Genomic DNA, 20,773 nt, shown 5'->3' on the forward strand with positions numbered 1-20,773 from the left:
AGCCAGTTTTTTACGTGGAACTCAATTCCCACCTATCCTCTTTGTACGAACCGAATATTGAGGCCAGAACGTTACCGCCTGTTAATACAAGGTAACGAAGAAAAACTTCACAAACGGAAGTTTCTCCTCACTCCTCTTTCTTTTCATTTTCTAAAAACGTCACTTGTTCAATAATCCCTTCAAGCAACAGTTCTTCTGGAAGGATTGTTTTAATAACAAAGGATTGACCTTTAATTAATAATTGACCATGTTTCAATAGCAATCTTACCTCTTTATCTGAAAACACTAATAATCCTCGATGATTTTCTATATAGATATGTACTTGCCCAACAAGCGTGATCCGAGGTAGATCCATTAACACATCCACTGGCAGGTCTATTTGCTTCGTTAACCAATTCTTCATTTGTTCTATTTTTTTCATCTCAAAAGACCCCCTCTCATCCCATATGTATGAAAAAAGAGCTTGTAATATCACGTCCAAACTGAAAAAAGCATAAAAAAACGTCTCATACGAAATGAGACGCTTTTTTATGCTAATAGCTGGATAACCAGCTTATTCACAAGTGATCCGTCTGTTTTACCTTTTACTTTCGGCATAACAGCAGTCATCACTTTACCCATATCTGCTTTAGATGTAGCACCAACTTCAGAAATAACTTGCTTAATTATATCCGCTAGTTCTTCTTCTGTTAATTGCTCCGGCAAATATGCGCTTAAAATCTGAATTTCACTTTGCAGTTTATCAACAAGGTCTTCACGACCAGCTTTTTTAAATTCAAGGAGGGAGTCCTTATACTGTTTTACTTCACGAGCTAAAACTGTTAATTCCTCTTCTTCAGTAAGAGTATGTTGCAGTTTAATACCTTCATTTTGTAAAGCAGCCTTAACCATACGAATAACGGTTAATTTTTCTTTTTGTTTATTCTTCATCGCTTGTTTCATATCATCGTTTAAACGACCGAGAAGACTCATAACTTACACCCTCTCTTAGAACTTACGCTTTCTTGCCGCTTCAGATTTCTTCTTACGTTTTACACTTGGCTTTTCATAAAACTCGCGCTTTCTTGCTTCAGCAAGTGTACCAGTTTTAGAAACCGATTTTTTAAAACGGCGAAGTGCATCCTCCAAAGACTCGTTTTTACGAACGACTGTTTTTGACATTCTCTTTCCCTCCCTCCGAAACATCACACTTACATACTAATTTCAGCATGCAAAAAGAAACCCTTCTTCAGCATGTCTTTTACGATTATAATACATTTTATCACTTCAGGTCAACTATTTGGCAGAATAAAAGAAGAATAGATGCCCTTACCTGTTCAAAAGCTATGTAGATAGCTATTATCCTTTTCCCCTGAAGACAACTATATTTTTTATCATTACACCTTGTTTAATACAAGAAAGCATTAAATAACTACTCATTCAACGTACCTGCCTTTTCAGTACTTAACTTCTCCACAAAAAAAAAGAAAGCATGCAAATTGTTTCCGTTTGCATGCTTTTTTATCCCGCTATTTGCCAGGACAGTAAGAACCCCACCTCAAAATTCAACGAAAGCAAAGAACTTAGGCGGGGGTCAGGCTGATAATCAGCAGGGATGAACAAAACCCCCCACTGATTAAAGTTTCATTTTATGCGCTTGCTGATTCTTTTTTTACATCATCTTCAAGAACACGAACAAACTGCGCTTCGTTATATGGATAACCAGCTTTTGTAATTTTCACTTTTACTAGCTTACCAATCAATTCTTCAGATCCTTCAAACACAATTTTTAAGTAGTTATCTGTATAACCTACATATAAACCTTCACGGTCACCATCTTTAAATGTCTCTTCCGGAATGATTTCAAGTACTTCACCTTCAAATCTAGAAGCATACTCTTTCGCTAATTGATTTGATAGCTCAATTAGACGGTGAACACGATCGTTCTTCACGTCTTCAGGAACTTGATCTTCCATACGTGCTGCTGGAGTACCTGTACGTTTCGAATAAGGGAAAACGTGTAATTCAGAGAAACGATTCTCTTTAATGAAATTGTACGTTTCCATGAATTCCTCTTCTGTTTCGCCTGGGAATCCAACAATTACGTCTGATGTAATCGCAAGACCTGGTAACGCTTCTTTCAAACGATCTAAACGCTCTTGGAAAAATTCCATCGTATACTTACGGCGCATACGTTTCAATACAGTATTAGATCCTGACTGTAATGGAATATGCAAGTGGCGTACAACTACTTCTGATTTATCTAACACTTCAATTACTTCATCAGAAATTTGACTCGCCTCAATAGAAGAAATACGAAGGCGTTTCAATCCGCCTACTTCCGCTTCCATATCGCGCAGTAATCCAGCTAAGTTATACTCTTTTATATCTTCACCGTACCCACCTGTATGAATACCTGTTAATACGATTTCTTTATAGCCCGCATCTACTAATTGCTGCGCTTGTTTAATAACTTCTTTTCCATCACGAGAACGCATTAAACCACGCGCCCAAGGAATGATGCAAAATGTACAGAAGTTATTACAACCTTCTTGTATTTTTAAAGATGCACGTGTACGGTCCGTGAAATATGGTACATCGAGCTCTTCATATACACGTGTTTTCATAATATTACGGACAGCATTAATTGGTTGACGCTCTTTACGGAATTCTTCGATGTATCCTAACATCTTCTCACGATCTTGCGTACCAACAACAATATCTACACCTGGAATTGCCATAATTTCCGCTGGAGATGTTTGTGCATAACATCCAGTTACACAAATTACCGCATCTGGATTTTGGCGTACAGCACGTCTAATTACTTGACGGCTTTTTTTATCCCCAGTATTCGTTACTGTACATGTGTTAATAACGTATACATCAGATTTTTTTTCATATTCAGTTCTTTCATAACCACCTTGTTTAAACAATTGCCAAATCGCTTCTGTTTCATAGTGGTTTACTTTACAACCTAACGTGTGGAACGCAACAGTTGCCATTGATTATCACCCCATCAATTCAAAATGATAAGAAGCGGCACTTAACGCATACAGCGGAGCCGTTTCTGTTCTTAAAATTCTTGGTCCTAAACTACATGGTACAAATTTATGTTCACGAAGTGCGGTTATCTCTTCCTCCGCTAAACCGCCTTCTGGTCCAAATACAATCAGCAGTTTTTGGCCTGGTTTAATCGTCGCTAAAGCTTTCGCAAAATTAGATTTCTCACCTTGTTTCGCTTCTTCTTCATACGCAACAAGGCAAACATCATACTCGCTACTCATCGACAGCAGTTGTTTAAATGATGAGGGAACGTGTACTTCTGGAATTTCACTTCTATGCGATTGTTCCGCAGCTTCTTTTACAATTTTTTTCAAACGCTCAACTTTTTTATCTGCTTTTTTCGCATCCCACTTTACAATAGATCGAGATGCTTGAAATGGTAAAAATGCAGCTGCCCCAAGCTCAGTTCCTTTTTGAAAAATTAACTCTAGCTTGTCTCCTTTCGGCAGTCCACTTGCAATCGTCACGAACACAGGAAGTTCGCTTGACGCCTCTACCCATTCTACAATAGTGGTATCCACAAATTCACTGGTAATTTCAGCAATTGAACACTCTGCTGTTTTACCATTTACACAGCAATAAATGTGGTCACCAGCTGACATACGCATCACTCTTGCGATGTGATGGACATCATCACCCATTATGCGAATACTTGTCTCATTTACATATTTCTCTTCTACAAAATAACGTTGCATATAATCACCTTAGTAGAGTTTCGTTCCTTTCGTAAGTCAACACTTACGAAAAGAACGAAACGTTATCATTTTCATATAACAAACGGCAAGTCCCTCACCTTATACGGTGAGAGACTCCCCTGTTCTTTATAGACTAAAATCTATATTACGCATTTCGTGCAATAATTGCTACCCAATCTTCCATTCGAAGTACTTCTTCAATTGAAAATCCAGCTGTTTCTAACGCTTCAGAAATTACTTTTTCTTTCGCCCCAATAATACCAGATGTAATAAATAATCCACCTGGCTTCACAACTCTCGCTGCATCTTCAGGGAATAGAAGAATAATTTCCGCTAGTAAATTTGCTACGATTAAATCAACTGGACCTTCAATACCTTCTAATAGACTATTCTGTCCAACATTGACAATGTCATCTGTTTTATTTAAGCGCACATTCATTTCTGCACTTTCAACTGCAACTGGGTCTAAATCATACGCTTGAACAGAAGCCGCACCTAATTTTGCCGCAGCAATACTAAGTACCCCCGAACCTGTCCCCACATCAATCACAGTATCACCTGGCTGAACCGTTTTTTCTAACGCACGAATACACATCGTCGTTGTTGGATGTGTCCCTGTACCAAACGCCATACCTGGATCTAATTCAATAATTTTTTCATCTGGAGAAGACGGTGTATACTCTTCCCACGTCGGCACAATTGTGAATGTATCAGAAATTTGAACTGGATGATAATACTTCTTCCAAGCAGTAGCCCAATCTTCCTCATCGACTTCATTAATTGTAATAGTTCCTTTACCAATTTCGATGTCGAAAGATGGTAGTGCATCAATAGATGATTTTACACCTGCAACCGTTTCGTGTAAAGAATCCGTTTGCGGGAAATATGCTTTTACCAAAACACCCTCACTTGGATATTCATCTGGGTTAAGTGCATAAATCTCACCGTATTGTTGCTTGCGCTCTTTCGTCAACTCCGCTGGGTCCTCAATCGCAACCCCGCTAGCGCCTGCTTCATGCAAAATATGAGAGACAGCTTCTACTGCTTCTTCTGTTGTATGAATACTAATTTCTGACCATTTCACAATTTACCAACTCCATTTTTTATTTCCATTATTCCCCTTTGAAAGCACGTTTAAGCTTTCTGAATAAGCTATCATCCTGCTCTTCTTGCCCTGCAAATTCACGCAATAAATCTTTTTGATGTGAAGTTAATTTCGTCGGCACAACAACACGAACGACTACATATTGATCTCCTTGACCATATCCACGTACGTTCGGAGCACCTTTTCCTTTTAAGCGGAATTCTGTTCCTGTTTGTGTTCCTGCTGGAATTTTCAGCTTCACTTTGCCATGAACGGTAGGAACTTCTACTTCCGCACCAAGTGCCATTTGCGCAAATGTTATTGGCATTTCGCAAATAATGTGATCCCCTTCGCGTTCAAAGAATTCATGATTTCTCACATGAACAACAACATATAAGTCACCTGCCGGTCCGCCATTTACGCCTGCTTCACCTTTTCCAGATACACGAATTTGTTGACCATTATCAATACCCGCTGGAATTTTAACATTGATTTTTTTACGTTTACGAACTTTACCAGAACCATGGCATGTCGTACATTTCTCTTTAATCATTTGACCTGTTCCTGAACAATGTCCACAAGCTTGACGGTTTACAATACGCCCAAATGGTGTATTTTGTTCTACACTTACTTGCCCTGATCCTGAACAATGTTTACATGTTTCTTTTGAAGTCCCTGGTTTTGCTCCACTACCCTTACAAGTATCACATGGATCCTCCACTGGAATCTCAACGTTTAATTCTTTACCAAAAATAGCTTCTTCAAACTCTAAAGTAACTTGATATTGTAAATCAGCACCTTGACGTGGAGCATTTGGATCACGACGTCTGCCGCCACCGCCAAAGAATGAACTAAAGATATCTTCGAAACCGAAGCCACCGCCGAAGTCTCCTCCGCCACCGAAACCTTGATTCGGACCAGCGTGACCAAATTGATCATACTGCGCACGCTTTTGATCATCGCTCAATACTTCGTATGCCTCTTGTACTTCTTTAAACTTTTCAATTGCATTTTCTTCTTTACTTACGTCTGGATGATATTTTTTAGCCAAACGACGATACGCTTTTTTAATTTCATCTTTTGAAGCGCCCTGGCTAAGTCCAAGGACCTCATAATAGTCTCGTTTATTCATAAATTTGCAACCCCCGAATCTTTCACATAAACGTAATTTTAACACCGAAAGAAAGTGCTTTGCAACAAAGTTTCCTCACTTACAGTATGCAAAATAAAAAACTTAAGATCCTCACACATTTCTTCTTATTCGTGAAAAAAGCCAAAGCCAAGGCACGCTTGACTTTGACTTTTTGTCATCTTACTTATTTTATTTCACTGTATTACTTGTCTTCTTTTACTTCTTCAAACTCAGCGTCTACTACATTATCTTTTTTCGCGCCAGCGTCTTGTGCTCCTTGTGCACCTTCTGCTTGCCCTGCAGCCGCTTGAGCTTGCTCGTATAATTTAACAGTTAATTGTTGTACGATTTCTTGAAGAGCATCTTTTTTTACACGGATTTCTTCAAGTTCGTTTTTCTCGATTGCCGCTTGTAATGCTTCTTTCGCTTCCGTTGCTTTCGCTACTTCAGCTGCATCTACTTTACCTTCTAAATCTTTTACAACTTTGTCTGTTTGGAATACAAGTTGGTCAGCTTCGTTACGAAGTTCAACTTCTTCCTTACGTTTTTGGTCAGCATCAGCATTTGATTCAGCTTCTTGTACCATACGATCTACTTCTTCATCAGAAAGACCTGAAGAAGATTGGATTGTAATAGTTTGCTCTTTGCTTGTTCCTAAGTCTTTTGCACGTACGTTAACGATACCGTTCGCATCAATATCGAATGTTACTTCGATTTGTGGAATTCCACGTGGTGCTGGCGGAAGGTCTGTTAATTGGAAACGACCTAACGTTTTGTTGTCAGCTGACATTGGACGCTCACCTTGTAGTACGTGAATGTCTACCGCTGGTTGGTTATCAGCAGCTGTTGAGAATACTTGTGACTTACTTGTCGGAATTGTAGTGTTACGCTCGATTAGTTTCGTGAACACACCGCCCATAGTTTCGATACCTAAAGAAAGTGGAGTTACGTCTAATAATAGAACGCCCTCTACATCACCAGTAAGTACGCCACCTTGAACTGCAGCACCTAATGCTACAACTTCATCTGGGTTTACACCTTTGTATGGCTCTTTACCAGTTTCACGTTTAATTGCTTCTTGTACAGCTGGGATACGAGTAGATCCACCAACAAGGATAACTTTATCTAATTCGCTTGGAGCAAAACCAGCGTCTTTTAATGCACGACGAGTTGGCTCTAATGTTCTTTCAACAAGACCAGCTGAAATTTCTTCGAATTTAGCTCTTGTTAACGTTAATTCTAAGTGTAATGGGCCAGCAGCTCCAGCACTAATGAATGGTAATGAAATTTGTGTTTGTGTTACACCAGAAAGATCTTTCTTCGCTTTTTCAGCTGCATCTTTCAGACGTTGAAGTGCCATTTTATCTTGGCTTAAATCAATGCTATTTTCTTTTTTGAATTCAGCTACTAAATGATCGATGATAACTTGGTCAAAGTCATCTCCACCAAGACGGTTGTCACCAGCAGTTGAAATAACTTCGAATGTGCCGTCTGCTAACTCAAGGATAGATACATCAAATGTACCGCCACCTAAGTCATATACTAAGATTTTTTGCTCTTCATCTTGTTTTTCTAAACCGTAAGCAAGTGCTGCGGCTGTTGGTTCGTTAATGATACGCTCAACTTCTAAACCAGCGATACGACCAGCATCTTTCGTTGCTTGACGCTCTGCATCGTTGAAGTATGCAGGTACTGTAATAACAGCTTTCGTTACTGTTTCACCTAAGTATGCTTCAGCAGAAGCTTTTAAGTTTTGTAAAATGATTGCAGAAATTTCTTGAGGTGTAAAATCTTTACCTTCAACTTCTACTTTGTAGTCTGTACCCATATGACGTTTAACAGACATGATTGTATTTGGGTTTGTAATTGCTTGACGCTTCGCAACTTCCCCAACTTGACGCTCTTCATTTTTGAAAGCTACAACAGAAGGTGTTGTACGATTTCCTTCTGGATTTGGGATAACCTTTGGTTCTCCACCTTCCATAACAGCTACACAAGAGTTTGTTGTACCTAAGTCAATACCGATAATTTTACTCATGGCGAATCCTCCTACTTTTATGTAAATTATTGATTTACTTTTACCATTGATGGGCGAATCACACGGTCTTTTAGTTTATAACCTTTTTGGAATTCTTCAACTACCGCGTTTGATTCAAATTCACTGTCTTCCACTTGCATAATAGCTTGGTGTTCATTCGGATCAAACTGTTTACCAACAGCTGCAATCGCTTCAACACCTTCCTTAGTCAACGCTTCTAGCAATTGACGATGCACCATTTCCATACCTTGTAACAAGGATTTCGTTTGCTCGTCAGTCGTTTCCACTTGCATCGCTCTTTCAAAATTATCAAGAGCTGGCAAAATATCTGAAACTAGACTTTGTGCTCTATATTTATCAGCAGCCTGTTTATCCATTTGGACACGGCGCTTATAATTTTCAAAATCAGCTTGTAGACGTAATGTGCGACCTTCCGTTTCCGTTAGTTTCGCTTGTAACTCATCTACTTTTTCTTGTAAAAGAGCAGCCTCACTTTTTTCTTCTACAGTTTTTTCACTGTTTTCTGGCGTGACAGCTTCTTCAACTTGCGCTTCTTTCACTTCTTCTACCACTTGTTCGTTACGCTCTTCCACAATTTTCACCTCCTTAAAAGGTATTAGGTATCATGCTTAGCATGATTACCTAAGCATTATATATTACACACAGCAATGAAAATTTCATCACTTGAGCGAATGTATTACTCTCATTTACTTTTTAAGTCCGTCTGTAAATTGTCTTGTAAATAACTGCAGTAAACTAATTACACGAGAGTATTGCATTCTCGTCGGACCTAAAATTGCAATTGTTCCAAGTTGCTCTTCTCCAATCGAATACGTTGCAGAAATCAAACTGCAATCCTCCATTGCCGTAGAAGAATTTTCTCTACCAATTTTCACTTGAATTCCGACTTGTTTATGACGCAAAATGTCATAAAACGCAGCCTCATTATCGATCATCGTCAGCAAAGATCTTACTTTGTGAATGTCATGGAACTCTGGTTGCGAAAGCATATTTGCTTTTCCTCCAAAGTATATCTTTTCCGATAAAGGGACTTGAAATGTACCATCTAACATTTTTATTGCACTATCGTAATTATGAACATACCCACGCAAGACTGTAACAATCTCTTTAAAGATTTTATTATGAAGTTCTGCCATAGGTATACCAGATAGCTTTTCATTTAAAATATTAACCATTTTTTCTAAATCTGATAAATCAACAGATTCCGGAACGGTAATCGTTTTACTTTGCACATGCCCTGTATCTGTTACAATAATAGCGACTGCTGTTTGACGATCAAGCGGTACAATTTGTACATTTTTAAGTTTATTTGTGCTCAATTTGGGACCAAGAACAATGGCCGTATAATTCGTAAGCTCTGATAAAATTTGAGCTGATTGTTGTGCAATTTTTTCTGCTTCAAAAATTCTTTCAGCAAATAAATCTTTAATTTGTACAATTTCATCGGTCGGTAAGTTTTGCGGCGCTAAAAGATGGTCTACATAAAATCGGTATCCTTTTTCAGAAGGAACACGCCCAGAAGAACTATGCGTTTTTTCAATAAATCCTAGTTCTTCTAAATCAGCCATTTCATTTCGAATAGTAGCTGAACTAAACGTAATTTCATCTTTCTTAGCCAACGTCCTCGAACCAACTGGTTGCGCTGATCCAATAAAGTCATCAACAATTGTTTGTAAAATTAAGAGCTGACGTTCCGTAAGCATCTCATCATCACCTCTGTTAGCACTCTTTGTCTTCGAGTGCTAAATCTATTAATAACTTACCAAAATTGACATTCAATTGTCAACGGAAACGTCACGAAATAACAAAAATTTTTCGCGCTTATGGCACATTTAATTAATCAATCAAAAATGACTGGAATACTTCATTCCCTAATAGTTTCCCTTTCCTCGTTAAACAAACATGTCCATCTCTGTTTTCAAGTAATCCTTGTTCTTGATTACTTTGTAACTGCTTTGCAAAAACATGGTCCATCTCCACATTAAATTTCTTTTGGAATTCTAACTTAGAAACACCTTTTGTTTTTCGAAGTCCTAAGAACAACTCTTCTTCCATTTTTTCTTTCTCTGTCACTGGGTGAACATCTAAATATGGAAATCCTGTCTCATCAATTTTAGTGAAATATTGCTTGAGCGGACCTACATTTTGAATTCGTTCCCCGTTCACATAGCTATGCGCTCCAGCTCCAAATCCATAATACTCTTCATTATTCCAGTATGTGAGATTATGTCTACTTTCATTATTACCTTTTGAGAAGTTACTAATCTCATACTGGTTATAACCATGTTTCTCCATTTCATCCATTACCATTTCGTACATTTTCGCTTCATGGTCTTCACCTGGAAGTCTTAATTTCCCTTTATTCATTAAGTTATAAAACACGGTTTTCGGTTCCACAATTAAGGAATATGCCGAGAAATGTTGTACACCAAGCGTAAAAGCAATGTCTAATGTTTCCTTTACATCTTCTATCGTCTGTCCTGGCAGAGCATAAATTAAATCTACATTAATATTTGTAAAACCGACTTCCTGCGCTTCTCGAATTGCTACGAATGCATCTTCTCTCGTATGTCTGCGTCCAATCTTCTCAAGTAGCTCATCACGAAACGTTTGCACACCAAAACTAATTCGGTTTACTCCACCTTCTAGCAATACGTTCAACTTCTCTTTCGGTAAATCACCTGGATTCGCTTCAAATGTTAATTCACAATTCGGCGCAAATGGGCGCAAACGACGGTTAATGATGTCGAGTAGTTTTTTTGTTTGCTCCATATTTAAAGCTGTCGGAGTTCCTCCGCCAACAAAAATCGTTTTCATACTTTCAAACGGTACTTTTTGAACCGTATTTATTATTTCTTTCTCTAAATATTGTAAGTATTGATCAACCGGTTGGCGTTCAATAAATACTTTATTAAAATCACAATAGTGACAAATATGCTGACAAAATGGAATATGAATATATGCAGCTTGTACCAAATATAACTCCTACCTTTCTAAAAAGAAAACCTCCGCACTCCGGAGGATTCTTTACTTCTCTACTGTATTACGGATTTGTTCCATTCGCATTTTTCCCCAATCATACATCATTTCAACGATCGGTAAAAGCGACATACCTAATTCCGTCATATAGTACTCAACACGCGGAGGAATTTCCGGGTATACCGTTCGATCAACAATCCCGTCCTCCATTAACTCTTTCAATTGATTTGACAACACTTTATGAGAAATGCTCGGGAACAGACGTTGCAATTCACTAAAACGATGCGGACCTTCCACACCTAAGTGCCACAATATCACAACTTTCCACTTCCCACTAATTATAGAAAGCGTCAGTTCCTTTTCGCAATTAAAATTACCTTTTTGTATTTTCTCTCGAATATCTTTTCGAATATTTTCGGACATTAATAGTCTCCTAACTCTATATCAATCACTAAAAAGCTCTCTCACTATTGTAAATGAGAGATGATAAGATGTCTAAAAAGTAGCATATAAAAAAGAAGCCGAACGAACGGCTTCTACTTTTATCACGATTGGTGCGGGCTAATAATTAGCGAAGAATAGAAAAATCTCCACTAATTATAGTTCACTCCATTAGTTATCATCCATTTTCAGTACAGCCATGAATGCTTCTTGCGGCACTTCTACAGAACCAACAGACTTCATACGTTTTTTACCTTCTTTTTGCTTATCAAGAAGTTTACGCTTACGAGAAATGTCACCACCGTAACATTTTGCAAGTACGTTTTTACGCATCGCCTTAATTGTAGAACGAGATACAACTTTATTTCCGATAGTCGCCTGAATTGGCACTTCAAACTGTTGTCTTGGAATTAATTTCTTTAATTTCTCTACAATTACTTTACCACGGTCATACGCTGAATCACGATGTACAATAAATGATAAAGCATCCACTTGTTCATTATTTAAAAGAATATCCATTTTCACAAGTTTAGATGGTTTATAACCAATTAACTCGTAGTCAAATGATGCATATCCTTTCGTATTTGATTTCAATTGATCGAAGAAATCATATACGATTTCTGATAACGGGATTTCATATGTCAATGTAACACGTGTTTCATCTAAATATTGCATATCAATAAACGTTCCACGTTTCCCTTGGCAAATTTCCATTACAGCTCCAACATAGTCATTCGGAACCATAATTGCAGCCTTCACAAACGGCTCTTCTACACGATCGATAGTCTGTGGATCTGGCATATTAGATGGATTATCAACAATAAAATCTTCACCGTTTGTTAAATACACTTTATAAATAACACTTGGCGCTGTTGTAATTAAGTCAATCTTGAATTCACGTTCAATACGTTCTTGAATAATCTCCATGTGAAGAAGCCCTAAGAAACCACAACGGAAACCAAAACCTAAAGCTTGAGATGTTTCAGGCTCAAATTCAAGAGCAGAATCATTCAATTCTAGTTTTTCTAACGCATCACGTAAGTCGTTATAACGTGCAGAATCGATTGGATATAAACCACAGAATACCATTGGGTTTAATTTTCGATACCCTTTTAACGGCTCTGCAGCCGGACGTTTCGCATGTGTGATCGTATCACCTACGCGTGTATCGCCTACATTTTTAATAGATGCTGCCAAGAAACCTACATCACCTACTGTTAACTCGTCACGTTGCGTCGTTTTCGGTGTAAACACACCTACTTCTGTTACTTCAAATTCTTTTCCAGTTGCCATCATACGTACTTTATCGCCAACTTTTACCGTTCCATTTACAACACGGATATATGCAATTACACCACGGTACGGATCATATAAAGAATCGAAAATCATACATTGTAACGGCTCTTCTGAATCACCTGTTGGAGCTGGTACCTTTTCAACGATTTGTTCTAAAATATCTTCAATACCAATGCCAGCTTTCGCTGAAGCAAGTACAGCTTCCGATGCATCTAAACCAATTACATCTTCTACCTCTTGACGTACGCGTTCTGGGTCTGCACTTGGTAAGTCGATTTTATTAATAACTGGTAAGATTTCTAAATTATTATCAAGCGCTAAATATACGTTCGCTAATGTTTGCGCCTCAATTCCTTGCGCTGCATCCACTACAAGAATTGCACCTTCACAAGCCGCTAAACTACGAGATACTTCGTACGTAAAGTCGACGTGTCCTGGAGTATCGATTAAGTGAAGAATATACTCTTCACCGTCTTTCGCTTTATACGTTAGTTGTACTGCATTTAATTTAATTGTAATACCACGCTCACGCTCCAACTCCATAGAGTCAAGCAATTGCGCCTTCATTTCGCGCTGTGCCAACGCGTTTGTTTTCTCCAAAATACGGTCTGCCAACGTTGATTTCCCGTGGTCAATGTGAGCAATGATGGAGAAGTTACGAATTTTGGACTGTCTTTTTGCTCTTTCTTCTTTATTCATCTATGTTCTCAACTCCTAATAGTCTCGCCAATATACACTAGCACTGATTATATCAATAGAGCAGCAAAGATTCAATGAAAACTCGTGCTGCTTACAATACAAATCACTCTATCTATATCTTATGCGAACAAACCATAAGAGACAAACCTTTTTCAAATTAAAAGACAGCTCTCTTACAAACATAAGACAACCATCCTTCCCGCTACCCTTAACTAAAAATTCCTTTTATTGCCCCAACAACTATATCCGTTCCAAACTTTGTCATATCACGAGCAACACTTGCTATCGCCATACCGATACCTTCTACAACATTAAAACTTCTTAAGCTTTCTAACTGTTTTTGTTTTTCAATAATCGAAAACGTCTCTCCCGAAATTTCCGATTCAGCCCCATCGCCTTCTGTTCCTGTCATATGAGCAATTTGTTCATATGACAGCTGACGATATCCCTTCATACTTTTTAGACCATGATTAGCGAGTCCCACTCCAGCTATCATCATAAGCAAACATAAGACTGTACCGCATATACATAACAGCGTAAATTGACTCAAGCTATTTCTGCCTCTTTCCATCAATGTGTATATGCCCCTGTATTATCCTGATCAATCTGATGATGCAGCGCTGCATTTAAACCGCTGGCTATTACATTTGCCATATCCTCAATAAACGCATCTACTTCTTTTGGAGTTACCATTAAATTATGACCAAGAGGAGATAACACTTCATAAATTAACTTTCTCTTTTCTTCTTCTTCTAACGTACCAATAGCTCCTAAAAACATATTTCGACTCTTTTCATCTGGCATATCTTCTTCTGTTAATTTTTTCTTTTCTCCAAATGTAAAACCTGCTGGCAATAAAGAGCGTGACGGTTTGTTTCCTTCTTTCAGTTCCCGGCCAAAATGTTTCAAAATAAAATCAATTGTATCACTCGTAATCGAAACAGCATCTACCACAGTTGGCACACCAATTGCGATAACAGGAATACCTAATGTTTCTTTACTTAGTTCCTTACGCTTATTCCCAACACCAGATCCTGGATGAATTCCTGTATCAGAAATTTGTATCGTACTATTTACTCGTTCAATAGAACGCGCAGCTAATGCATCAATTGCGATGACAAAGTCTGGTTTTGTCTTCTCAATAATTCCGTAAATGACATCGCTCGTTTCAATCCCTGTAATTCCCATTACCCCTGGACGAATGGCACTAACAGGTCTAAACCCTTCTTCCACACTTTCAGGCTGCAATTTAAACAAATGTCTCGTCACCAATACGTTCTCTACAACTATCGGTCCGAGTGCATCCGGCGTTACATTCCAATTCCCAAGACCTACGATTAAACAACTCGCTTCTTTTGAAACTCCAACCTCTTCTAAGAAATAAGAAAATTCTTTTGCAAAAATACGCTCTACCTTTTGCTGAAGTTCCGTATCTTGTTGTCGTATACCTTGCACCTCAAGAGTTAAATAACTTCCAGGTTTTTTCCCCATCGACTCAGATGCAATTTCATCAATAGTTACTTTTGTAATTGTAACTCCCTCTTCTTCCCTCTCTTTTACAATAACTCCCTGTATCCCTTTTTGTTCTTCTTGGCGCTCTTGTAGCATTTGGTGCGCCTCTACAGCAAGGTCAGTTCTAACACTATATTTACTTAAATCTAATGGTTCTTTCATCGTATCTCCTCCGTAATTCATAGTAAATATCGTTAGATTTCCCCAAGTTATATTAGGTCATTCTTTCCTTTACGTGAAATTTCATTGATATACTATTGCAATTCTCTTCACCGTTTGATAAAATATCACTTGTTCTATGTAAGAATCGAGTCATTCGATTGCACCAGGGAGGTGAAAAGTATGGCAAACATCAAATCTGCTATCAAACGCGCTAAACTTAGCGAAGAGCGTCGTTCACATAACGCTTCTATCAAGTCTGACATGCGTACTGCTGTTAAAACTGTAGAAACTTTAGTTACTAATAACGATCTTGAAAATGCTAAAGAAGCTTTCAAAACTGCTTCTAAAAAACTTGACAAAGCAGCTCGTAAAGGTCTTATCCACCAAAACGCTGCAGCTCGTCAAAAATCTCGCTTAGCGAAACAAGTAAACGCGTAAGGCGTTTAAAAAACGATCCATTCGGATCGTTTTTTATATACACAAAAAAGTTCACGTACTAAGTACGTGAACTTTTTTGTGTCACTACATATGATTTAACCGCATTAAGAAAAACTCAAGCACAAGTTTCTTATCCATCTTTCCAGTCTTCATACTATAATCAGCTTCCGCCAATTCTATAATAACTTTTTTTAATTCTTCAAAAGAGAAAAACTTCGTTTGATTCATCGCCAACTTTACCCGGTACGGATGTACACCAATATGGGACGCGATTTGATTTTGTCCGTAACCACGCTGTTGCAACTCTTTCACTTGATGTAGCAAGCGGAACTGACTTACTAATAAAGCGAGCAGTTTAATCGGTTCTTCCTGCTGTGTAAATAATCCGTCTAAAATTTGCATCGCACCAGCGATATCTTTTTTCACCACTTTTTCTGTTAAAGCAAACACGTTTTGCTCAACAGATTTCGGCACAAGTTCCGTGACAAGTTTTGGCGTAATTTCTCCGCCCATACCGACGTATAACGTTAACTTGTCCATTTCCTTCGCCAACATTGTTACATTACTTCCCACAAGCTCTAACAATAAACTAACAGCTGCATTATCAATATGCACATGCACCTCATCCGCACGAGAAACAATCCACTTCTGAACATCCTGCACTTGCATCGCATTTGCTTCTATTACATCCGCTGTTTTCTTTAATAGTTTTGTAATTTTTTTTCGTTCGTCTAATTTTTCATAAGGCGCAACAAAAACAAGAATAGAAAAAGGAGATGGCTCCCCAATATATTCTTCTAAAATTTTTATATTTTGTTCTAATTTTTCTTTTTGTGCCGTTAAAAATAGTGGTGATTTTATTAATATAACTTTACGCTCTCCAAAAAAAGGAAGCGTATGCGCATCCTCAACTACATCTTCTAAATACGCTTCTTCCAAATCGTATGTCACAACATTAAACTCTCGATCTTCCTCTTCAAGCGCTTCCGTTGTAATAAGCTTTATCGTTTCATTTATAAAATAGGCTTCCGTTCCATACAGTACATACAACGGAGCGAACTGTTTCTTTTTAATCTTCTTATGTATATCACTCATATTTTTTCCTACTCCCTAACTTGGCAATATATATTTATACTAATGCCCTAGCTTTTGTTTTACAAGTACAAAGGGACGGTCTTTATAACCCGCCCCTTTATTTATATAAAACGCCACGCAATAAGCCCCGGATTTCTTATTGGTGTGCGGTAATCACCTTCCCTTTATTATTTACAATAATAATCTTAGTATAAGTGCCAACTGTTAACATGATTGGAAATGAAAAATTCACGCTACTTAACTAACTAGAAAAAGTATAAAAATACTCTATTTCACTTCATATGGAAATTGTAGATTTTTTTCTGACAATATTTTATACTAAAATGGAATGTTGGGGAGGGATTCTAAATGAATGATTTTGAACAAAACGTTCAAAGTAAACGCAATGACGCTATTGATTCAGGGGTAGGATTTATCGTCTCATTTGGTTTTTTCGCAACACTTTTCATTATTGCAACTGTTATTAAATTCATCGGTTCTTAAAGGCTGCTGCTTAACGGCAGTCTTCTTTTTTTCATCTTCTATGTGTTTCATCATATGTGATTTTACTTTGAAAGGTTCCTTTTTCTCCATTAAAAACATAGGAAATAGCACCTTGCTTATCCGTACGCCATATATCAATACCCCTCTTCTTAAAACGCTCTATAACTTCCTTATGCGGGTGCCCATACCTATTACGCTCCCCCACAGAAATAATCGCTACAGCAGGCTGTACAAGGCTTAAAAATGGATCTGTAGACGATGTTTTACTCCCATGGTGGGCAACTTTTAAAATATTAGCCCGCAAATCAGGATATGTTGATACTATAAACTTTTCTCCTTCTTCTTCTAGATCACCCGTAAATAGCCATGTTAGTCCCCCTAGTCTGGCCCATAGTACAATCGAAGAGTCATTTTCTCCCTTTTCTTTCCCCTTTGGAGCTAATACGAAAAATTCCGCTTCATTTACCCTCCAACCTTCCCCTTCTCCTACTACACTTATCTTCATGCTCTTTTCTAACGCCTTTTTCTTCACCACTTTTTCCAATACAGCATCTTGTTCCTTTCTCCCAAATACAACTTCTTTTACAATAATAGATGACAGCAAATCCAGCGCAGCACCTATATGATCCGCATCTCCGTGCGTTACAATTAATTTATCAATCGTTTTTATACCTTCTTTTTGTAAAAAAGGAACAAGAATATCATGCCCAACAGAAAATTCATGCTTTTTCTGTTGCCACGCTTCCTTCTTGACAGGAAGGGCTCCTCCTGTATCAATAAGATAAACCTCTTTATCGTACGGAAGACGAATTAATATCGCATCTCCCTGTCCAACATCAAGAAATGTAACACTCCCACTTTCGCGAAAATATGGATATACATAATGACAAGTACTAATAAAAAGAAACACACCCACAACTATGCACAAAATTTTTTTCGTTATTACCCTTTCCCAAAACACAAATATACTAACGATACTAAAACAATATATAGCCACAAGAAATAAAGGAGTTTGACCAAAAGTAAGTCGGATGAAAGGGAAACTTTCACAGTAACTTAGAAAATCATTAGAAATGGTTAAACATAGTGAAAGTACATATGCAATTCCTTTTGCGAAAAATGGAATAACCGGCATACATATAAGAATAATGATGCTACACGGCAATACAATAATGGATAGAAAAGGAACATATATAAGATTGAGGAAAATGCTATAAGGAGAAAAATAACCAAAATGATATAACAAGATGGGGGTACTAGCGAGCTGTGAAATTATAGAAATGTAAATAGAATTTCGAACTATCCCATTACTACGCCCTAATAATATCGGCGCAGATAGTAGTAAAGAAAAACTACCTACAAATGAGAATTGAAATCCAATGTTGAAAATAAGATACGGATCGTATATAAGCATACATATAGCCGTTATACTTAAGGCGTCTAGACTAGATAAGCGAACAGAGCACATGAAAGCTACCAATAATAAAACTCCTGTTATAGAAGCCCTCACAACAGATGGCGACGCCCCAGCTATGATCATATACAGAGGAATGCAAACTATAAGGCATACTGTTGCTATCTCTTTCGTCACACCACTTCTTAGCAAAACAAAATACATTATAACCATTAATAATACGATATGCGATCCTGAAATTGCTAACAAATGTATAAGACCAAATTGTTGATATTGCTCTTCTACCTCAAACGTCATTTGTTGTCGATCTCCAAATAATAATGCGTTCATAAATGCACCTGATTGTTCCGGGAACATTTCTGTAACTTTCGAGATTGTTTGTTGCCTGAGAAGGAAAATCCATTGCACGAGTGACAACGATGTTTTTTGACATTCAGAAATGTATGTCACATCAAATATAAAATGTATTTTTTGCTGATATAAATAATTACGATAATCAAAAACATGAAAATTCCGGGCAGTTTGTGGTTCTTTCACCTCCCCTTTAAATGTACACGATATACCTGCATGTAATTGTTGCAACTGCTTCTTTTCCGAAGCAGATTGTATTTTATAATTTAACTGCACTAAGTTTTTATTCTGATCTTCAATTTGAAAAGAGAGACGATCCCCATTAATTAGAGGTGTATTTTGCACGACCCCTCGTGTAACTTCATAGGACTCCCCTAGTGGCTTATTTAGACTCTGAACATACGTGGTGTACATAACGCCACTAAAACACGCTATTATACAAAATATGAAGGTTTTACGCGAAGTACGATATAAACAAAATAAAACATAACAAACGAAACAACAAGCAGCCAACAAATGCGATGCGGAAAAGGTAATTGCAATCCCAATTATAAACGAGATTGCAACATAGCCCCATTGCCCATTCAACTCATACTCACTCCTTATAGCATCATTTTCGCTTTAGTGAATACACGCTGTAATTCTTCCATTGATAAATTATCTTTTTCTAAAGCTGCGAATAATTCCTTTAGCTGTAAATGACGCTCTTGTTCCTCTAGCGATGTAATATCGTATTCTAGCGGAACGTGCTTTACTGTTACACTCGCTTGTTCAAATAACTCTACGGCATACGGATGATTTTTATAGTCCTGTGCATAATAAACCGCTGTAACACCACTTTGAATAATCGCCTTACAGCACTGCAAACAAGGAAAATGTGTGACATAAATTTCCGCTTCCTCTGTTTTTGCACCAAATTTCGCACATTGCAATAAAGCATTCATTTCAGCATGAATTGTACGAACGCAATGATTATCAATGACATAGCAACCATCGTCTATACAATGCACACCACCTTTAATTGAACCGTTATATCCACCAGCAATAATTCGTTTATCACGAACGATTGTCGCTCCTACCGCAAGCCTTGTACATGTACTACGTAAAGATAGTAGATGGCTTTGCGTCATAAAATATTGATCCCATGAAATTCGTTCCATATTTTTCACCTTCTTTTTTGTCTACTTGTAGTGTAGCGAAAAAAGAAAAACTTCGTCAATCTTTTATGGAATAATAATTTGATCTTTTATTTTCTCTAAAGACTTCGCACCAATCCCATCAATTTCTAATAAATCTTCTATTTTCTGAAACGGACCATGTTCTTCTCGGTATTTCAAAATACTTTCCGCTTTCCGAGAACCAATGCCTGTTATTTTTTCAAGTTGCTCTTTAGAAGCTGTATTTATTTGCACTTTACCCTCGCTTTTTGAAAAAGTAGCCCCTTCTTGCACTGGCTCATTCTTGTTAGGAACATAAAGAAGCATTTGGTCTTGGACCATTTGCGCCAAATTCACTTTCTTCACATCTGCATCCGGCAACAAACCACCAGCTTTTTCAACCGCCTCCTTCACCCGGTCCCCTTCCTTCATTTCATACACACCCTCTTTAAAAACCGCCCCTTTCACATCAATTATAATTATTTTTTTCTGCTCCTTTGTATCCAATACTTTCGGTTTACTTTTTTTCTCCACATCTTTCACTTGAACTTCCGTTGTAATGAGCGATTGCTCTGTTTGCTGATTCGTTTTCCAGAAAAAAAGAAAAATCAAAGTGCCAATAATAACCACTAATCCCAACCATTTTTTCGGAAAATCCCACATCATTTTACACCTCTAATCATAAATTTATAACATCATTCATATTGTTTAGGAGAAAGCTGTTACGAAGGAGG

Annotated in this window: 21 protein-coding genes; 2 read left to right on the forward strand and 19 right to left on the reverse strand. The window is 37.6% G+C overall.

The genetic code is table 11. The annotated features are described in order from the left end of the window. Nucleotides 1-127: 127 nt before the first annotated feature. The 15 genes from yqfC to gpr all read right to left on the reverse strand — a co-directional run bounded on the left by yqfC (nt 128) and on the right by gpr (nt 15,101). On the reverse strand, nt 128-421 hold the full coding sequence (yqfC, locus tag QCI77_RS22035) for a sporulation protein YqfC (RefSeq protein WP_002067170.1): 294 nt from the start codon (nt 419-421) through the stop codon (nt 128-130). 107 nt (nt 422-528) lie between these two features. After that, nucleotides 529-972: a GatB/YqeY domain-containing protein gene (locus tag QCI77_RS22040; RefSeq protein WP_000054578.1), complete on the reverse strand. Its 444-nt coding sequence runs from the start codon at nt 970-972 to the stop codon at nt 529-531. Nucleotides 973-987: 15 nt separating this feature from the next. After that, nucleotides 988-1,161, reverse strand: coding sequence for a 30S ribosomal protein S21 (rpsU, locus tag QCI77_RS22045; protein ID WP_002088683.1), 174 nt, complete (start codon nt 1,159-1,161; stop codon nt 988-990). Between the two features lie 467 nt (nt 1,162-1,628). After that, nucleotides 1,629-2,981: a tRNA (N(6)-L-threonylcarbamoyladenosine(37)-C(2))-methylthiotransferase MtaB gene (gene mtaB, locus QCI77_RS22050; RefSeq protein WP_002015193.1), complete on the reverse strand. Its 1,353-nt coding sequence runs from the start codon at nt 2,979-2,981 to the stop codon at nt 1,629-1,631. A gap of 6 nt (nt 2,982-2,987) precedes the next feature. Beyond that, nucleotides 2,988-3,737, reverse strand: a complete 750-nt coding sequence (locus QCI77_RS22055; protein ID WP_002015195.1) for a 16S rRNA (uracil(1498)-N(3))-methyltransferase — start codon at nt 3,735-3,737, stop codon at nt 2,988-2,990. A gap of 145 nt (nt 3,738-3,882) precedes the next feature. Then, nucleotides 3,883-4,821, reverse strand: coding sequence for a 50S ribosomal protein L11 methyltransferase (gene prmA / locus QCI77_RS22060; RefSeq protein ID WP_002067162.1), 939 nt, complete (start codon nt 4,819-4,821; stop codon nt 3,883-3,885). A gap of 28 nt (nt 4,822-4,849) precedes the next feature. Further along, the gene (gene dnaJ, locus QCI77_RS22065; protein ID WP_002129144.1) at nt 4,850-5,953 is read right to left on the reverse strand and encodes a chaperone protein DnaJ; all 1,104 of its coding nucleotides are present in this window, start codon (nt 5,951-5,953) and stop codon (nt 4,850-4,852) included. 202 nt (nt 5,954-6,155) lie between these two features. After that, nucleotides 6,156-7,991 carry a chaperone protein DnaK gene (gene dnaK, locus QCI77_RS22070; RefSeq protein ID WP_002015198.1) on the reverse strand — a complete coding sequence of 612 codons (1,836 nt, stop codon included), beginning with the start codon at nt 7,989-7,991 and terminating at the stop codon, nt 6,156-6,158. Between the two features lie 26 nt (nt 7,992-8,017). After that, nucleotides 8,018-8,584, reverse strand: a complete 567-nt coding sequence (gene grpE, locus QCI77_RS22075) for a nucleotide exchange factor GrpE (protein WP_193652049.1) — start codon at nt 8,582-8,584, stop codon at nt 8,018-8,020. Nucleotides 8,585-8,698: 114 nt separating this feature from the next. Further along, entirely contained in the window at nt 8,699-9,715 is a 1,017-nt protein-coding gene (gene hrcA / locus QCI77_RS22080) for a heat-inducible transcriptional repressor HrcA (protein ID WP_002015201.1), read from the reverse strand. A gap of 133 nt (nt 9,716-9,848) precedes the next feature. Beyond that, entirely contained in the window at nt 9,849-10,988 is a 1,140-nt protein-coding gene (gene hemW / locus QCI77_RS22085) for a radical SAM family heme chaperone HemW (RefSeq protein WP_002015202.1), read from the reverse strand. Between the two features lie 51 nt (nt 10,989-11,039). Beyond that, a complete protein-coding gene (locus QCI77_RS22090) occupies nt 11,040-11,414 on the reverse strand; it encodes a winged helix-turn-helix transcriptional regulator (protein ID WP_002015203.1) in 375 nt (124 codons plus the stop codon). Nucleotides 11,415-11,603: 189 nt separating this feature from the next. After that, complete coding sequence (gene lepA, locus QCI77_RS22095) at nt 11,604-13,427, reverse strand: elongation factor 4 (RefSeq protein WP_002034072.1); 1,824 nt, start codon at nt 13,425-13,427, stop codon at nt 11,604-11,606. A gap of 208 nt (nt 13,428-13,635) precedes the next feature. Then, nucleotides 13,636-13,998 carry a DUF3679 domain-containing protein gene (locus QCI77_RS22100; protein WP_215600717.1) on the reverse strand — a complete coding sequence of 121 codons (363 nt, stop codon included), beginning with the start codon at nt 13,996-13,998 and terminating at the stop codon, nt 13,636-13,638. Continuing rightward, nucleotides 13,998-15,101, reverse strand: a complete 1,104-nt coding sequence (gene gpr, locus QCI77_RS22105) for a GPR endopeptidase (protein ID WP_002088693.1) — start codon at nt 15,099-15,101, stop codon at nt 13,998-14,000. Before gpr ends, QCI77_RS22100 begins: the two co-directional genes overlap by 1 nt. Nucleotides 15,102-15,281: 180 nt before the next feature. Between gpr and rpsT the strand changes: the two genes are divergently transcribed. Next, nucleotides 15,282-15,539 carry a 30S ribosomal protein S20 gene (rpsT, locus tag QCI77_RS22110; RefSeq protein WP_002088694.1) on the forward strand — a complete coding sequence of 86 codons (258 nt, stop codon included), beginning with the start codon at nt 15,282-15,284 and terminating at the stop codon, nt 15,537-15,539. Nucleotides 15,540-15,623: 84 nt separating this feature from the next. Here rpsT and holA read toward each other — a convergent pair whose 3' ends face one another. Then, a complete protein-coding gene (holA, locus tag QCI77_RS22115; RefSeq protein ID WP_002034073.1) occupies nt 15,624-16,634 on the reverse strand; it encodes a DNA polymerase III subunit delta in 1,011 nt (336 codons plus the stop codon). A gap of 348 nt (nt 16,635-16,982) precedes the next feature. On the opposite strand from holA, the gene QCI77_RS22120 reads away from it, so the two are divergent. After that, nucleotides 16,983-17,117, forward strand: a complete 135-nt coding sequence (locus QCI77_RS22120; RefSeq protein WP_000997609.1) for a YqzM family protein — start codon at nt 16,983-16,985, stop codon at nt 17,115-17,117. 31 nt (nt 17,118-17,148) lie between these two features. On the opposite strand, the gene QCI77_RS22125 is transcribed toward QCI77_RS22120, so the two are convergent. The 3 genes from QCI77_RS22125 to QCI77_RS22135 all read right to left on the reverse strand — a co-directional run bounded on the left by QCI77_RS22125 (nt 17,149) and on the right by QCI77_RS22135 (nt 20,705). Next, nucleotides 17,149-19,470, reverse strand: coding sequence for a DNA internalization-related competence protein ComEC/Rec2 (locus tag QCI77_RS22125; protein ID WP_353825481.1), 2,322 nt, complete (start codon nt 19,468-19,470; stop codon nt 17,149-17,151). Nucleotides 19,471-19,484: 14 nt separating this feature from the next. Then, the gene (locus QCI77_RS22130) at nt 19,485-20,042 is read right to left on the reverse strand and encodes a ComE operon protein 2 (RefSeq protein WP_002088698.1); all 558 of its coding nucleotides are present in this window, start codon (nt 20,040-20,042) and stop codon (nt 19,485-19,487) included. Nucleotides 20,043-20,105: 63 nt separating this feature from the next. Further along, nucleotides 20,106-20,705, reverse strand: a complete 600-nt coding sequence (locus QCI77_RS22135) for a helix-hairpin-helix domain-containing protein (protein ID WP_016092336.1) — start codon at nt 20,703-20,705, stop codon at nt 20,106-20,108. Between the last annotated feature and the right edge of the window lie 68 nt (nt 20,706-20,773).

This window comes from Bacillus cereus group sp. MG9, assembly GCF_040459995.1.
Lineage (GTDB): Bacteria > Bacillota > Bacilli > Bacillales > Bacillaceae_G > Bacillus_A > Bacillus_A mycoides.